Source organism: Pseudomonas oplopanacis (assembly GCF_057128725.1).
This window is the reverse complement of the sequence record NZ_JBSKHV010000013.1, coordinates 113756-129913: the sequence shown is the minus strand read 5'-3', so window position 1 is coordinate 129913 and position 16158 is coordinate 113756. Positions and strand designations below refer to the sequence as shown.

Annotated in this window: 15 protein-coding genes; 11 read left to right on the top strand and 4 right to left on the bottom strand. The window is 61.0% G+C overall.

Translation table 11 applies throughout. The features are described 5' to 3' along the window. Positions 1–66: 66 nt before the first annotated feature. The 7 genes from glyA (at position 67) to fdhA (ending at position 9135) form a co-directional block, all read left to right on the top strand. Complete coding sequence (gene glyA / locus ACWKV5_RS23240; protein ID WP_483843148.1) at positions 67–1320, top strand: serine hydroxymethyltransferase; 1254 nt, start codon at positions 67–69, stop codon at positions 1318–1320. A 23-nt stretch (positions 1321–1343) separates the two neighbouring features. Then, on the top strand, positions 1344–2594 hold the full coding sequence (locus ACWKV5_RS23235) for a sarcosine oxidase subunit beta (protein WP_007947735.1): 1251 nt from the start codon (positions 1344–1346) through the stop codon (positions 2592–2594). Between the two features lie 14 nt (positions 2595–2608). Further along, positions 2609–2938, top strand: coding sequence for a sarcosine oxidase subunit delta (locus ACWKV5_RS23230; protein ID WP_007947734.1), 330 nt, complete (start codon positions 2609–2611; stop codon positions 2936–2938). After that, a complete protein-coding gene (locus ACWKV5_RS23225) occupies positions 2935–5952 on the top strand; it encodes a sarcosine oxidase subunit alpha (protein ID WP_483843147.1) in 3018 nt (1005 codons plus the stop codon). Before ACWKV5_RS23230 ends, ACWKV5_RS23225 begins: the two co-directional genes overlap by 4 nt. 150 nt (positions 5953–6102) lie before the next feature. Beyond that, positions 6103–6735, top strand: coding sequence for a sarcosine oxidase subunit gamma (locus tag ACWKV5_RS23220; RefSeq protein WP_483843146.1), 633 nt, complete (start codon positions 6103–6105; stop codon positions 6733–6735). 136 nt (positions 6736–6871) lie between these two features. Then, positions 6872–7729: a formyltetrahydrofolate deformylase gene (purU, locus tag ACWKV5_RS23215; protein WP_483843145.1), complete on the top strand. Its 858-nt coding sequence runs from the start codon at positions 6872–6874 to the stop codon at positions 7727–7729. A gap of 206 nt (positions 7730–7935) precedes the next feature. Beyond that, positions 7936–9135 carry a formaldehyde dehydrogenase, glutathione-independent gene (gene fdhA / locus ACWKV5_RS23210; RefSeq protein ID WP_007947729.1) on the top strand — a complete coding sequence of 400 codons (1200 nt, stop codon included), beginning with the start codon at positions 7936–7938 and terminating at the stop codon, positions 9133–9135. A gap of 223 nt (positions 9136–9358) precedes the next feature. Here the strand turns inward: fdhA and ACWKV5_RS23205 are convergent, their stop codons facing one another. The 3 genes from ACWKV5_RS23205 to ACWKV5_RS23195 are packed head-to-tail and all read right to left on the bottom strand — an operon-like array spanning position 9359 to position 11324. After that, a complete protein-coding gene (locus ACWKV5_RS23205) occupies positions 9359–10033 on the bottom strand; it encodes an anti-sigma factor (RefSeq protein WP_483843144.1) in 675 nt (224 codons plus the stop codon). Further along, a complete protein-coding gene (locus ACWKV5_RS23200) occupies positions 10030–10674 on the bottom strand; it encodes a sigma-70 family RNA polymerase sigma factor (RefSeq protein ID WP_483843143.1) in 645 nt (214 codons plus the stop codon). Before ACWKV5_RS23200 ends, ACWKV5_RS23205 begins: the two co-directional genes overlap by 4 nt. Before the next feature lie 56 nt (positions 10675–10730). Next, entirely contained in the window at positions 10731–11324 is a 594-nt protein-coding gene (locus ACWKV5_RS23195; RefSeq protein WP_483843142.1) for a fasciclin domain-containing protein, read from the bottom strand. A 296-nt stretch (positions 11325–11620) separates the two neighbouring features. On the opposite strand from ACWKV5_RS23195, the gene ACWKV5_RS23190 reads away from it, so the two are divergent. Continuing rightward, entirely contained in the window at positions 11621–12178 is a 558-nt protein-coding gene (locus tag ACWKV5_RS23190; RefSeq protein WP_483843141.1) for a DUF2780 domain-containing protein, read from the top strand. Position 12179: 1 nt separating this feature from the next. Here the strand turns inward: ACWKV5_RS23190 and ACWKV5_RS23185 are convergent, their stop codons facing one another. Continuing rightward, positions 12180–13067, bottom strand: a complete 888-nt coding sequence (locus tag ACWKV5_RS23185; RefSeq protein ID WP_483843140.1) for a 1-acylglycerol-3-phosphate O-acyltransferase, YihG family — start codon at positions 13065–13067, stop codon at positions 12180–12182. Positions 13068–13403: 336 nt separating this feature from the next. Here ACWKV5_RS23185 and rloA2 point away from each other — a divergent pair, with 336 nt between their 5' ends. From rloA2 to creC, 3 genes are all read left to right on the top strand, one after another. After that, entirely contained in the window at positions 13404–13910 is a 507-nt protein-coding gene (rloA2, locus tag ACWKV5_RS23180; protein ID WP_123433040.1) for a retropepsin-like aspartic peptidase RloA2, read from the top strand. A 74-nt stretch (positions 13911–13984) separates the two neighbouring features. After that, positions 13985–14665, top strand: coding sequence for a two-component system response regulator CreB (creB, locus tag ACWKV5_RS23175; protein ID WP_483843139.1), 681 nt, complete (start codon positions 13985–13987; stop codon positions 14663–14665). Beyond that, complete coding sequence (gene creC / locus ACWKV5_RS23170; RefSeq protein ID WP_483843138.1) at positions 14665–16083, top strand: two-component system sensor histidine kinase CreC; 1419 nt, start codon at positions 14665–14667, stop codon at positions 16081–16083. Before creB ends, creC begins: the two co-directional genes overlap by 1 nt. Positions 16084–16158 lie beyond the last annotated feature (75 nt).

Here is a 16158-nt window from a genome sequence, read left to right as displayed (position 1 = left end):
GGCACTGTCGAAACACCAGTGCCTTACCGAGACGAATGGCGCATAGATGCCGCTGGGAGAGACGCGATGTTCAGCAAGCAAGACCAGATCCAGGGTTACGACGATGCACTGCTGGCGGCGATGAATGCCGAAGAGCAACGCCAGGAAGATCACATCGAGCTGATCGCGTCAGAGAACTACACCAGCAAACGCGTCATGGAAGCGCAAGGCAGTGGCCTGACCAACAAATACGCCGAAGGCTATCCGGGCAAGCGCTACTACGGTGGCTGCGAGCACGTCGACAAGGTCGAAGCCCTGGCCATCGAACGCGCCAAGCAATTGTTCGGTGCCGATTACGCCAACGTCCAGCCACACTCCGGCTCTTCGGCCAACAGCGCCGTTTACCTGGCCCTGATCCAGCCGGGCGACACCATCCTCGGCATGAGCCTGGCCCACGGTGGTCACCTGACCCACGGCGCCAAAGTGTCGTCCTCGGGCAAGCTGTACAACGCCGTGCAGTACGGCATCGACACCAAGACCGGGCTGATCGACTACGACGAAGTCGAGCGCCTGGCCGTCGAGTGCAAGCCGAAGATGATCGTTGCCGGCTTCTCCGCTTACTCCAAGACCCTCGACTTCCCACGCTTCCGCCAGATCGCCGACAAGGTCGGTGCCCTGCTGTTCGTCGACATGGCGCACGTCGCCGGTCTGGTCGCTGCCGGCCTGTACCCGAACCCGCTGCCGTACGCTGATGTGGTGACCACCACCACGCACAAGACCCTGCGCGGTCCACGTGGCGGCCTGATCCTGGCCAAGTCCAACGAAGAAATCGAGAAGAAGCTCAACGCGGCCGTTTTCCCGGGTGCCCAGGGCGGCCCGCTGATGCACGTGATCGCTGGTAAAGCGGTGTGCTTCAAGGAAGCGCTGGAGCCTGGCTTCAAGGTTTACCAACAACAAGTGATCGACAACGCCCAGGCCATGGCCGGCGTGTTTATCAAACGCGGCTACGATGTAGTGTCCGGCGGCACCGATAACCACCTGTTCCTGGTCAGCCTGATCCGTCAGGGCCTCACCGGCAAAGACGCGGACGCAGCACTCGGTCGCGCCCACATCACTGTGAACAAGAACGCTGTCCCGAACGATCCACAGTCGCCGTTCGTAACCTCCGGCCTGCGCATCGGCACCCCGGCGGTGACCACGCGCGGCTTCAAGGTGACCCAGTGCGTCACGCTGGCCGGCTGGATCTGCGACATCCTCGACAACCTCGGCGATGCCGATGTCGAGGCCAATGTCGCCGAGCAGGTTTCGGCCCTGTGCGCGGACTTCCCGGTTTATCGCTGAGCGCGGTTTTGGAGTAAATGACTATGCAACGCTACTCGGGCTTCGGCCTCTTCAAACACTCCCTCAGCCATCACGAAAACTGGCAGAAAATGTGGCGCACGCCGACCCCTAAAAAGGTCTATGACGTGGTCATCGTCGGCGGCGGCGGGCATGGTCTGGCGACCGCCTACTACCTCGCCAAAGAACACGGCATCACCAACGTGGCCGTGGTCGAAAAGGGCTGGCTGGGCGGCGGTAACACCGCGCGCAACACCACCATCGTTCGCTCCAACTACCTGTGGGACGAGTCGGCGCACCTGTACGAACACGCGATGAAACTGTGGGAAGGCCTGTCCCAGGACCTGAACTACAACGTGATGTTCTCCCAGCGCGGCGTTTACAACCTGTGCCACACCCTGCAAGACATTCGTGATTCCGAGCGTCGGGTCAGCGCCAACCGCCTCAACGGCGTCGATGGCGAACTGCTCGATGCCAAACAAGTGGCTGACGAGATTCCGTACCTCGATTGCTCGAAAAACACTCGTTACCCGGTAATGGGCGCAACCGTCCAGCGCCGTGGCGGCGTGGCCCGTCACGATGCCGTGGCGTGGGGTTTTGCCCGTGCCGCCGACGCACTGGGCGTGGACCTGATTCAACAGACCGAAGTGATCGGTTTCCGCAAGGAAAACGGTGTGTGCATCGGTGTTGAAACCAACAAGGGCTTCATCGGCGCCAAGCGCGTCGGCGTAGTCACTGCCGGTAACTCCGGGCACATGGCCAAGCTCGCCGGTTTCCGTCTGCCGATCGAATCGCACCCGCTGCAAGCGCTGGTGTCCGAGCCGATCAAGCCGATTATCGACAGCGTGATCATGTCCAACGCCGTACACGGTTACATCAGCCAGTCCGACAAGGGCGACCTGGTGATCGGCGCCGGTATCGACGGCTACAACGGCTACGGCCAGCGTGGTTCGTACCCGGTGATCGAGCACACCATCCAGGCCATCGTCGAGATGTTCCCGGTGTTGTCCCGCGTACGCATGAACCGGCAGTGGGGCGGCATCGTCGACACCACGCCGGATGCGTGCCCGATCATTTCGAAAACCCCGGTGCCGAACATGTTCTTCAACTGCGGTTGGGGCACCGGCGGCTTCAAAGCGACACCTGGCTCGGGCAACGTGTTTGCCGCGAGTCTGGCCAAGGGTGAAATGCACCCATTGGCTGCACCTTTCTCCATCGACCGTTTCCACAACGGTGCGTTGATCGATGAACACGGCGCTGCTGCAGTTGCCCACTAACAGGAGAAATCCCCATGTTGCATATCTTCTGTCCTCACTGCGGCGAACTGCGCTCCGAAGAGGAATTCCACGCATCCGGCCAGGCGCATATCCCGCGCCCACTGGACCCGACCACCTGCACCGACGAGGAGTGGGGCGACTACATGTTCTTCCGCGATAACCCTCGCGGCCTGCACCACGAGTTGTGGGACCACGTTGCCGGTTGCCGTCAGTACTTCAACGTCACCCGCGACACCGTGACCTACGAGATTCTCGAGACCTACAAGATCGGCACCAAGCCGCAGTTCACCGACAAGACTGAAAGTCCGAAAGCGGCCGCGCAGGCTCTGGGAGCTAAGGTATGAGCCAGATCAATCGCCTGTCCAACGGTGGACGGATCGACCGCAACAAAGTGCTGAACTTCACTTTCAACGGCCAGAGCTACAAAGGCTTTGAAGGCGACTCGCTGGCCGCTGCACTGCTGGCCAACGGCGTCGACATCATCGGTCGCAGCTTCAAGTATTCCCGTCCGCGCGGCATCTTCGCTGCGGGCGCTGAAGAGCCGAACGCCGTGCTGCAGATCGGTGCGACCGAAGCCACGCAGATTCCGAACGTACGCGCCACGCAACAAGCGCTGTACCAAGGCCTGGTCGCCACCAGCACCAACGGCTGGCCAAGCGTGAACAACGACATGATGGGAATTCTCGGCAAGGTCGGCGGCAAGCTGATGCCGCCGGGCTTCTACTACAAAACCTTCATGTACCCGCAATCGTTCTGGATGACCTACGAGAAGTACATTCGCAAGGCCGCCGGTCTTGGCCGTTCGCCGACCGAGAATGATCCGGACACCTACGACTACATGAACCAGCACTGCGACGTGCTGATCGTCGGCGGTGGCCCTGCTGGCCTGGCCGCTGCACTGGCTGCTGCACGCAGCGGTGCCCGTGTGATCCTCGCCGATGAACAGGAAGAGTTCGGCGGCAGCCTGCTCGACTCCCGCGAAAGCCTCGACGGCAAGCCTGCTGCCGAATGGATCGCCAGCGTCATCGCCGAACTGAAAGACACCCCGGACGTGCTGCTGTTGCCGCGCGCCACGGTCAACGGTTACCACGACCACAACTTCCTGACCATTCACGAGCGCCTGACCGATCACCTCGGCGACCGTGCTCCGATTGGCCAGGTGCGTCAGCGCATCCACCGGGTTCGCGCCAAGCGTGTCGTGCTGGCGACCGGTGCTCACGAGCGTCCGCTGGTCTACGGCAACAACGACGTGCCGGGCAACATGCTGGCTGGTGCAGTCTCGACTTACGTTCGTCGTTACGGCGTGGCACCGGGCAAAAAACTGGTGCTGTCGACCAACAACGATCACGCCTACCGCGTTGCTCTGGATTGGCTCGACGCCAGCCTGCAAGTGGTGGCTATCGCCGACGCCCGCAGCAATCCGCGTGGCGCTTTGGTTGAAGAAGCTCGCGCCAAAGGCATCCGCATCCTCACCGGCAGCGCCGTGATCGAGGCCCGTGGCAGCAAGCACGTGACTGCTGCTCGTGTGGCGGCGATTGATGTCAAAGCACACGCCGTGACCAGCCCTGGCGAGTGGCTCGACTGCGATCTGGTGGCCAGTTCCGGCGGTTACAGCCCGGTGGTTCACTTGGCTTCGCACTTGGGTGGCAAGCCGATCTGGCGTGAAGACATCCTCGGTTTTGTACCGGGCGAAGCACCGCAAAAACGCGTGTGCGTCGGTGGCATCAACGGCGTCTATGGCCTCGGCGATTCCCTGGCCGATGGTTTTGAAGGGGGCGCTCGCGCCGCTGCCGAAGCCGGGTTCCAAACGGTCGAAGGCGTACTGCCAAAAGCCCTGAGCCGTCTGGAGGAGCCAACCCTCGCGCTGTTCCAGGTACCCCACGAAAAAGCTACCGCACGGGCACCGAAGCAATTCGTCGACCTGCAAAACGACGTCACCGCCGCCGCCATCGAACTGGCGACCCGCGAAGGCTTCGAGTCGGTCGAGCACGTCAAACGCTACACCGCACTGGGTTTCGGTACCGACCAGGGCAAGCTCGGCAACGTCAACGGCTTGGCCATTGCCGCCCGTTCGCTGAACGTGACCATCCCGCAGATGGGCACCACCATGTTCCGCCCGAACTACACGCCGGTGACGTTCGGCGCCGTGGCCGGTCGTCACTGTGGGCACATTTTCGAGCCGGTCCGTCACACCGCACTGCATCACTGGCACGTGAAAAACGGCGCCGAGTTTGAGGATGTCGGTCAGTGGAAGCGTCCGTGGTACTTCCCGAAAAGCGGTGAAAACATTCATGCCGCCGTGAAACGCGAATGCAAAGCCGTGCGCGACAGCGTCGGCCTGCTGGACGCGTCGACCCTGGGCAAGATTGATATCCAGGGCCCGGATTGCCGCGAGTTCCTCAACCGCATCTACACCAACGCCTGGACCAAGCTCGACGTGGGCAAGGCGCGCTACGGCCTGATGTGCAAAGAAGACGGCATGGTCTTCGACGACGGTGTCACCGCTTGCCTCGCCGACAACCATTTCGTGATGACCACCACCACCGGCGGCGCTGCACGCGTGCTGCAATGGCTGGAAATCTACCACCAGACCGAATGGCCGGAGCTGAAGGTGTATTTCACCTCCGTGACGGATCACTGGGCCACCATGACCCTGTCCGGGCCGAACAGCCGCAAGCTGCTCAGCGAAGTGACCGACGCCGATCTGAGCAACGAAGCCTTCCCGTTCATGACCTGGAAAGAAGCTCTGGTCGGCGGTGTGCCAGCGCGGATTTTCCGGATTTCGTTTACCGGTGAGCTGTCGTACGAAGTCAACGTGCAGGCCGACTACGCCATGGGCGTGCTCGAGAAAATCGCCGAGGCCGGCAAGAAGTACAACCTGACTCCATATGGCACAGAAACGATGCACATCCTGCGGGCCGAGAAGGGTTTCATCATCGTTGGGCAGGACACTGACGGGTCGATGACGCCGGATGACTTGAACATGGGCTGGTGTGTCGGTCGCACCAAACCGTTCTCGTGGATCGGCCAGCGTGGCATGAACCGCGAAGACTGCGTGCGTGATCAACGCAAGCAACTGGTGGGCCTCAAGCCGATCGATCCGACCAAATGGCTGCCGGAAGGTGCGCAACTGGTGTTCAACACCAAGCAAGCGATCCCGATGACCATGGTCGGCCACGTGACCTCCAGCTACCTGCACAACTCCCTGGGTTATTCGTTTGCGATGGGCGTAGTGAAAGGCGGATTGAAGCGCATCGGCGAGCGTGTGTTCGCACCGCTGGCGGATGGCAGCGTGATCGAGGCGGAAATTGTTTCTTCGGTGTTCTTCGATCCTAAGGGTGATCGCCAGAACATTTAATGACCTCGGGTCCTGTGGGCGGGCGGCTATTCGCGAGCAAGCCCGCTCCCACAGGGGAACGCGGTCGAATGTGGGAGCGGGCTTGCTCGCGAAGGCGGCAGCACAGCCACCACAAGGGCCAGAACAAACAGAATTCAGGAAAGGTGCTTTATGACCGCAGCCAATGTTTACCAACAACGCCCAACCACCGGGGCCAAGGCCGAGTCGTCGCTGCACCATGCCGACCTCGCCAGCTTGGCGGGCAAGGGCCGCAAAAACGCCGGCGTGATTGTGCGTGAGAAAAAACTCCTCGGCCACCTGACCATTCGTGGCGATGGCCACGATGCTGCGTTTGCCGCCGGCGTACACAAGGCCCTCGGGATCGAATTGCCGGGTGCGCTGACCGTCGTCATCAAAGGCGAAACCAGCCTGCAATGGATGGGGCCGGATGAGTGGCTGCTGATTGTGCCGAGCGGTGAAGAATTGGCCGCCGAGCAAAAACTGCGTGAAGCGCTGGGCGACTTGCACATCGCAATCACCAACGTCAGCGGCGGCCAGCAGATCCTCGAACTGAGCGGCCCGAACGTGCGCCAGGTGCTGATGAAATCCACCAGCTACGACGTGCACCCCAACAGCTTCCCGGTGGGCAAGGCCGTGGGCACGGTGTTCGCCAAGTCGCAACTGGTGATCCGCCATACCGCTGAAGACACCTGGGAACTGCTGATTCGCCGCAGCTTCTCGGATTACTGGTGGTTGTGGTTGCAGGATGCGGCGGCTGAATACGGCCTTAGCGTCCAGGCCTGAGATTTTATCGCCAGCAAGCCGGCTCCTACAGGTCTGTGTCTTACACATCATTTGTGAACGACAGAAAACTGTAGGAGCCGGCTTGCTGGCGATCAACCGCGCAGCGGTTGCCCATAACAACAGGAGTCACCGCACTATGAGCCGCGCCCCAGACACATGGATTCTGACCGCCGACTGCCCCAGCGTCCTCGGCACCGTGGACGCGGTGACCCGCTTTCTGTTCGAGCAGGGCTGCTACGTCACCGAGCACCATTCTTTCGATGACCGGCTCTCCGGCCGCTTCTTCATTCGTGTGGAGTTCCGTCAACCCGACGGCTTCGACGAGCAGGTCTTCCGCGCCGGTCTCGAAGAGCGCGGTGCCAACTTCGGCATGGTCTTCGAACTGACTGCGCCGAACTACCGGCCAAAAGTGGTGATCATGGTCTCCAAGGCCGATCACTGCCTCAACGACTTGCTCTACCGCCAGCGTATCGGCCAATTGTCGATGGACGTGGCCGCCGTGGTCTCCAACCACCCGGACCTCAAGCCGCTGGCCGACTGGCACCAGATTCCGTACTACCACTTCCCGCTGGACCCGAACGACAAACCGTCCCAGGAGCGTCAGGTCTGGCAGGTGATCGAAGAGTCCGGCGCCGAACTGGTGATCCTTGCCCGCTACATGCAAGTCCTGTCGCCAGAGCTGTGCCGCAAACTCGACGGCAAGGCGATCAACATCCATCACTCCCTGCTGCCCGGTTTCAAGGGCGCCAAACCGTATCACCAGGCCTATAACAAGGGCGTGAAACTGGTCGGCGCGACGGCGCATTACATCAACAACGACCTGGACGAGGGGCCGATCATTGCCCAGGGCGTCGAGGCGGTGGACCACAGTCATTACCCGGAAGATCTGATCGCCAAGGGGCGGGATATCGAAGGGCTGACGTTGGCGCGGGCGGTTGGGTATCACATTGAACGCAGGGTTTTCCTCAACGCGAACAGGACCGTCGTTCTTTAGATCGCTTTCGCGAGCAGGCTCGCTCCCACAGGTTTTGTGTTGGTCACAGACCTTGTGTACGCCCCGGATCCAATGTGGGAGCGAGCCTGCTCGCGATGAGGCCCAATCAGACAACACAAGACACACAGGCAATAACCCGAGCAATCAACGCGCCGCCGCTCCATGGCGACGCGACCGCTACATAAAAACAACAGCGAGGTGAAAGCATGTCTGGCAATCGTGGTGTGGTGTATCTCGGCAATGGCAAAGTCGAAATACAGAAAATCGACTATCCGAAAATGCAGGACCCGCGCGGCAGGAAGATTAACCACGCTGTCATCCTGCGTGTGGTTTCCACCAATATCTGTGGTTCCGACCAGCACATGGTGCGCGGCCGTACCACCGCTCAGACCGGTCTGGTGCTCGGCCACGAGATCACCGGCGAAGTCATCGAGAAGGGCAGCGACGTCGAAAACCTGCAAATCGGCGATCTGGTGTCCGTACCGTTCAACGTCGCTTGCGGGCGCTGCCGTTCCTGCAAAGAGATGCACACCGGTGTCTGCCTCAGCGTTAACCCGGCCCGTCCCGGCGGTGCCTACGGTTACGTCGACATGGGCGACTGGACTGGCGGCCAGGCCGAGTACGCGATGGTGCCGTACGCCGACTTCAACCTGCTGAAACTGCCGGACCGCGATCGCGCGATGGAAAAAATCCGCGACCTGACCTGCCTCTCCGACATCCTGCCAACCGGTTACCACGGCGCAGTGACGGCCGGCGTTGGCCCAGGCAGCACTGTGTACATCGCCGGCGCTGGCCCGGTTGGCCTGGCGGCTGCCGCGTCTGCTCGCCTGTTGGGCGCAGCGGTGGTGATCATCGGTGACGTCAACACCGTTCGCCTGGCGCACGCCAAGGCCCAGGGTTTCGAAATCGCCGACCTGTCCCTGGACACCCCGCTGCACGAACAAATTGCCGCACTGCTGGGCGAACCGGAAGTGGATTGCGCCGTCGACGCCGTAGGCTTCGAAGCACGCGGCCACGGTCATGACGGAGTGAAACACGAGGCTCCGGCCACCGTGCTCAACTCGCTGATGGGCGTGGTTCGTGTGGCCGGTAAAATCGGTATCCCGGGCCTCTACGTGACTGAAGACCCGGGTGCTGTGGACGCCGCCGCGAAAATGGGCAGCCTGAGCATTCGCTTTGGTCTGGGCTGGGCCAAATCCCATAGCTTCCACACCGGCCAGACGCCAGTGATGAAGTACAACCGCCAGCTGATGCAGGCGATCATGTGGGACCGCATTCACATTGCCGACATCGTAGGCGTGGAAGTCATCAGCCTGGATGACGCGCCACGTGGTTACGGCGAGTTCGATGCGGGCGTGCCGAAGAAGTTTGTGATCGATCCGCACAAACTGTTCAGCGCGGCGTAAGCCTTAAAGCAACGCAAAACGGCGACCTTCGGGTCGCCGTTTTTTTTGGGCCTCACACACAACCCTGTGGCGAGGGGGCTTGCTGTGGCGAGGGGGCTTACCCCCGTTGGGTTGCGAAGCAGCCCCTAAGCCATTCTGCGTGGAGTATCAGGTGATACGCATTGGTTGGATTACGACGGCTGCGCCATCGGACGGGGGCAAGCCCCCTCGCCACAAAAGCGAATCACAGGGCTGCCAACGCGCCTTGATACAGGACCGGCCCGGTCGGCTGCCCGGTCGGCGAGCCACCTTTTGGCTCAAGACTCACCGCCAGTGCAATCGGCTTGCCGATCAAGGTTTTTTGCGCGGCGCTCAACTCAACCTTGCCTTTGCCGCCCGCCGGTATCACACCGAGTGAAATCGGTTTGCCATCCGCTGGAATCGCCCACAGTTCGAGGCTACGACCCGGATCCACCGCCGCCAATGTCAGCGGTTCAACGTTCAGGTAATCCTCATGCGCTTCAACCTTCAGCGCCGGTTGTGCGTTGGCCGTCAGCAACGTAGCGCTGTATCGCGCCGTGTCGCGGGTGTAGATCACGCCCAAGGTCACGGCGATCACCAGCGAACACGCCGCCGCCGTAATCCGCAGCCAATTCCAGAACGGACGCTTCTCAGGCACATGCAGCACTTGCGGCTCTATTCTCGCGGTAATCCCGTGCCACACCCGTTCAGGCACCGGTTGCTCGGGCACTGCTTCAGTCAGGCTGGCCAGGCTTTCCTGCCACTGCGCCAGTTCTGCACGCAACGCCGCGTCCTCCAGCAGCAATTGCTCAAAACGCCGACGCGCGCCAGCGGACATCAGGCCGATGGTGTAATCGGCCGCCAGCGCACGACGCAGGGACGGGGTTTGATAGTTCATGATTCAAGGCACCTGCGCAGGCGTTCCATGCCCCTGCGGATCCAGGATTTCACCGAGCCCAGTGGCGCGGCCAGATGCTCGGCCAGTTCCGAGCAGGACAGGCCTTGAAAGTAAGCCACGGTGATCGACCGGCGTTGCATGCCTTCGAGCGTTTCCAGGCAACGGTTCAGGGCGTTGGCCTCGCGGGCGCTGGTCAATTGTTCGTGGGCCGAGGGGCTTTCATCCACCAGCGACTGTTCTTCGAGATCGGTCAGTGGCCGGTCGCGGTGTTTGCGCAACTGGTCGATGGCCTGGTTTCGCGTGATGTTGATCATCCACGTCAGCGGTGCCGACAGGTGCGCCTCATACCGCGAGGCGTTGTTCCAGATGCGCACAAAACTTTCCTGCAGCACTTCTTCCGCCAGATCAGGACGACCCATGAAGCGCAGGGCCACACCGTGCAAGCGTGGGCTGACGCTGCGGTAAAGCGTCTCGAAAGCGCGGCGGTCGCCCAGTGAACATTGGGCCAACAGCTGCCTGAGCTGATCGATGTCGGCGGTGGAAATAGCGGTTCTCCAGACAATCGAGGGAGCAGCGGTGGGCGGTGTGCGGTACCGGTTGCAGCCAGAGGTTAGTTCACTGCGCGCGGTTGTTCCATTCACGGCCGGACACCTCGAAAAAGCCCGCCGACCCCGATGCGCGGGGCCGGCGGTACGGCTCAGCTTTTCGGCATCAGCACTTTGTCGATGACCTGAATCACGCCGTTGGACTGGTACACGTCGTAGGTGGTGATGTCCGCGACATCACCTTTTTCATCCTTGATGGTGATGTTGTGCGGGCCATTCATCGTCGCCCAAAGCTTGCCGCCGGCAACGGTGGTGAGCTCGGTCTTGCCACCACCGGCCTTGATCTTCTCGGCCAGGGTCTTCATGTCGAGCGTGCCGGCAACCACGTGGTAGGTCAGGAGTTTGCTCAATGCTGCTTTGTTTTCAGGTTTGAGCAGCGTATCGACCGTACCGGCAGGCAGGGCGGTGAAGGCCGAGTTGACCGGGGCGAATACGGTAAACGGCCCTTTACCTTTCAGGGTATCGACCAGGCCGGCGGCTTTTACTGCTGCGACAAGCGTGGTGTGGTCGGCGGAGTTCACCGCGTTCTCGACGATGTTTTTGCTGGGCAACATGCTTTGCCCGCCGACCATGACGGTGTCGTGGCTCATGTCGGCTGCTTGTACGGTGTTCAAGGCAAATACGCCGCCAAGGGCCAGGGTCAGCAGGCTGGCAATCAACGGTGTTTTGATCGAAGTGCGTTTCATGGTGATGTCCTTGTGGGGAGAATCGGCCAGGAATGTCTGTCCGTACTTGATATACGCGGCACGGAGTAGACTGGATGCAGCACCCAATAAATATGTGTGGCACACGTGACCTGTGTGGGAGCGAGTTTGCTCGCGATGAGGGCGTTACATTCAAAATCGATGTTGACTGACATGCCGCTATCGCGAGCAAGCTCGCTCCCACAGGGGCTGGGAACAATCCCCGGGGATTCCAGTCCAACGGACAGTTTTTCGCCGCCCATTGATGGGCGGTTTTCATGGCATAAGAGGATGTCTGGATGAAGATTTCACGCGGTTTTGCACTGGCTTCGCTGATGTCACTGGCCGCCAGCCCGGTCTTCGCAGGCTTCAGCCTGGATGACGTGACCAAAGCGGCGTCGAGCATGCAGGGCGGCAACGCGGCAACGGCTGCTGCGCCGACGCAGGAAACGGCCAATCTGTTGGGCGCGCTGACTTCGCAATTGAACGTAAAACCGGAGCAAGCCGTCGGTGGCACCGCGGCGATGTTGGGGCTGGCGAAAAATCAGTTGAGCACGACCGACTATTCGCAACTGGCCAAGAGCGTACCGGGGCTGGACAAGCTGTCCGGTGGCGGAGAGCTCGGTGCCCTCGCGGGTATGCTTGGCTCTTCCGGCAAGTCGGCCGGTCTTGAGAACGCGCTGGGCAACGTCAAGGACACCAATGACCTGAACACCGCGTTCAGTGCCTTGGGCATGGACAGCGGCATGGTCGGTCAGTTTGCTCCGGTACTGCTCGATTTCCTCGGTAAGCAAGGCGTTGGCAGTCCACTGCTGAATAGTCTGGGCAGCATCTGGGGCGCCGGCACCGGCAGTTGATTCAACGGCCCTCGGCGCGCAATGCGTCGATGCGCTGGTCTTTTTCAATCCAGAGCTGGTTGACCCAGTTCTGGATTTTTTCGCGAAACAGCGGATCGTTTTCGTAATCGCCTTGCCACAGCGCCGGGTCTAGCTCGCGGGTCTTGATGTCGATAATGACCCTCGGCACGTTACCGCTGATCAAATCCCAGAACCCCGGAATTGCCTGCTGCGGATACACCACCGTCACATCGAGCACGGCGTCCAGCTGTTCGCCCATTGCTGCCAGCACAAACGCCACACCGCCGGCCTTGGGCCGAAGCAGGTGAGTGAAGGGGGATTGCTGCTGGGCGCTTTTTGCCGCGGTGTAGCGTGTGCCCTCCAGGTAATTGACCACCGTCACCGGCTGACGCTTGAACAGCTCGCACGCCGCTTTGGTGATGTCCAGATCCTTGCCGGCCAACTCCGGGTGCTTGGCCAGGTAGGCCTTGGTGTAGCGCTTCATGAACGGATAATCCAGCGCCCACCACGCCAGCCCCAGGAACGGCACCCAGATTAGCTCCTTCTTGAGGAAGAACTTGAAGAACGGCGTGCGCCGGTTCAGGGTCTGGATCAATGCCGGGATATCAACCCAGGATTGATGGTTGCTGATCACCAGATAGGACGTGTCGACACGCAAGCCTTCGCCGCCGCGGATGTCCCAGCGGGTCGGGATGCACAGACGGAAGATCAGCTTGTCGATTTCGGCCCAGGTCTCGGCGATCCACATCACGGCCCATGAGGCGTAGTCGCGATAGCGACCGGGCAGGATCAGTTTGAGCAGGGCAAACACCATCAGCGGCCCGATCAGGACCAGGGTGTTGAGCAACAGCAGCAGGGTGACGAAACAGCCGGTGAGCAGGCGGCGCATAAATAACTCTTGGGATCATTTGGGCGCGCCATGATAAGCAGCTTCGGGCGGGAGGCCAAATCGGGGGTGACGAATGTTTCACCTTTGAGGCGTTAATCTTGGAACCTGATGATATCTAATGTGGCGAGGGGGCTTGCCCCCGTTGGGCGGCGAAGCGGCCCCAAAAGGATGTGTCGCGATCTATCAGGTAGATCGAATGAACCGGTTTACGACTGCTTTGCAGTCGGACGGGGGCAAGCCCCCTCGCCACAGGTATCTATGACAGTCCAACTATCGTTGTTGTTTGCGGTCTAGAGTTCGGCCACTGCGCCCCAATTTCCAAAGGATGCCCATTACGTGAAATCGATCCTCGCACTGCTTTCCCTGGTGGCCCTGCCAGTCCTGGCCGCCGAGCCGACCCTGTACGGGCGTTACGAATACATCGCGCTGCCGGAAATCGGCGGCGAGGTGCTCAAGGCCAAGATGGACACCGGCGCCTTGACCGCGTCGCTGTCGGCCAAGGACATCGAAACCTTCACCCGCGACGGCGAAGACTGGGTGCGTTTCCGCCTCGCCACCAAGGACGCCAGCAACAAGGTCTACGAACACAAAGTCGCGCGGATCAGCAAGATCAAGACCCGCTCCGAAGAAGAGGACGATGACAAGGAAGCGGTCGAGCCAACCAAGCGTCCGGTGGTTGATCTGGAACTGTGCCTGGGCAACGTCAAGCGCACCGTCGAGGTCAACCTGACCGACCGCAGCAGCTTCAACTACCCTTTGTTGATCGGCGCCAAAGCCTTGCGTGAATTCGGCGCAGCGGTGAACCCGGCACGCCGTTTTACCGCGGACAAGCCCGACTGCTGAATTCAAGTGGTCTCATTGACGTGACGTGAGCCTTGGGGCACCGTTCGCCCACTTCATAAACGGGCCAGGACGCCATGCCTCATATCTTGATTGTCGAAGACGAAGCGGCGATTGCCGACACCCTGGTTTTCGCGTTGCAGGGTGAAGGCTTCACCACGACCTGGCTGAGCCTGGGCGCGGCAGCGCTGGAGCATCAGCGTGCCGCGCCAGCGGATTTGATCATTCTCGACATTGGTTTGCCCGATATCAGCGGCTTCGAGACCTGCAAGCAATTGCGCCGTTTCAGCGAAGTGCCGGTGATCTTCCTCAGTGCCCGCGATGCCGAAATCGATCGTGTGGTGGGCCTGGAAATCGGTGCCGACGATTACGTGGTCAAGCCGTTCAGTCCGCGGGAAGTAGCCGCTCGGGTCCGGGCCATTCTCAAACGCATGGCGCCAAGGACGGTGGCCGAATCCTCATCGGCGTTGTTCCGGATCGACAACGAACGGGTGCAAATCAATTATCGCGGTCAACCGCTGAGCCTGACCCGTCACGAATTCCGCCTGCTGCAGTGCCTGCTGGAACAACCCGAGCGGGTGTTCAGCCGCGACCAGTTGCTGGATGCGTTGGGCATCGCCGCCGATGCCGGTTACGAGCGCAGCATCGACAGCCACATCAAGAGCGTGCGCGCCAAATTGCGCTTGGTGCGGGCAGACGCCGAGCCAATCCAGACCCATCGCGGCCTCGGCTACAGCTACAGCCCGGGGCACAGCTGATGCCGCTGGGGATCCGGATTTTCCTGGTCTACGTGCTGTTCATCGGCCTGACCGGTTACTTCGTGCTCAACACCGTGATGGAAGAAATCCGTCCCGGCGTGCGCCAGTCCACCGAAGAAACCCTGGTCGACACGGCAAACCTGATGGCCGAAATCCTGCGCGACGACTTCAAGGCCGGGACCCTCAACCAGAATCGCTGGCCCGAGTTGCTCAAGGCCTACGGCGAGCGGCAACCGAAGGCAAGCATCTGGGGCTTGCCGAAGAATCAGGTCAATCACCGCATCTATGTCACCGACGCCAAAGGCGTTGTGGTGCTGGACTCCAGCGGCGCGGCGGTGGGGCAGGATTACTCGCGCTGGAACGACGTCTACCTGACCCTGCGCGGCGAATACGGCGCCCGCTCCACGCGCAGCGATCCGAACGACGCCAATTCCTCGGTGATGCATGTAGGCGCGCCGATCCGCGACAACGGCCAGATCATCGGCGTGGTTACCGTGGCCAAGCCCAACAGCTCGTTGCAGCCTTACGTCGATCGCACCGAACGGCGATTGCTGGTGTATGGCGCCGGGCTGATTGGCCTTGGCCTGTTGTTCGGGGCGTTGTTGTCGTGGTGGTTGAGCGCAGCGCTACGACGGTTGACCGCTTATGCGCAAGCGGTGAGTGACGGCCGACGGGTCGAGGTGCCGCATTACCGCGGCGGCGAACTGGAGCAACTGGCGACAGCGGTGGAGCACATGCGCACGCAGCTCGAAGGCAAGGCCTACGTCGAGCGTTACGTGCACACGCTGACCCATGAATTGAAGAGTCCATTGGCGGCGATTCGCGGGGCGGCGGAGTTGCTGCAGGGCGAGATGCCATTGGCACAGCAGCAGCGGTTCGTCAGCAATATTGATAGCGAAAGCGTGCGGATGCAGCAGTTGATTGAGCGGCTGTTGAACCTGGCGCAGGTGGAGCAACGCCAAGGTCTTGAGGAGCGGGTGGCGGTGCCGTTGGCCGGGTTGGTGGATGAAGTGTTGAAGGCCCAGGCGGCGCGGATCGAGGGCAAGCAGTTGCGCGTGGAGCAACAGATTTCAACGGACCTGACGCTGACCGGTGAGCCGTTTCTGTTGCGTCAGGCGCTGGGGAATTTGTTGGAGAACGCGCTGGATTTCACCCCGGTTCAGGGTGTGCTGCGTTTCAGCGCCGAGCGTGTTGGGGAACAGATTGAGTTCAGGCTGTTCAACCAGGCAGAGGCGATTCCCGACTATGCGTTGCCGAGGTTGAGCGAGCGGTTTTATTCGTTGCCGCGTCCGGACAGCGGGCGGAAAAGTACCGGGTTGGGGCTTAACTTTGTCGAAGAAGTGGTCAAGTTGCATGGTGGAACATTCAGCATTGGCAATGTTGAGGGCGGTGTTGAAGTGAGACTGCGCCTGGCTTAGGACCGAGTCGCGGCATTCGCGAGCAGGCTCGCTCCCACTAGAGGCAGTGCAGTCTCCACATAAACTCCATAATCC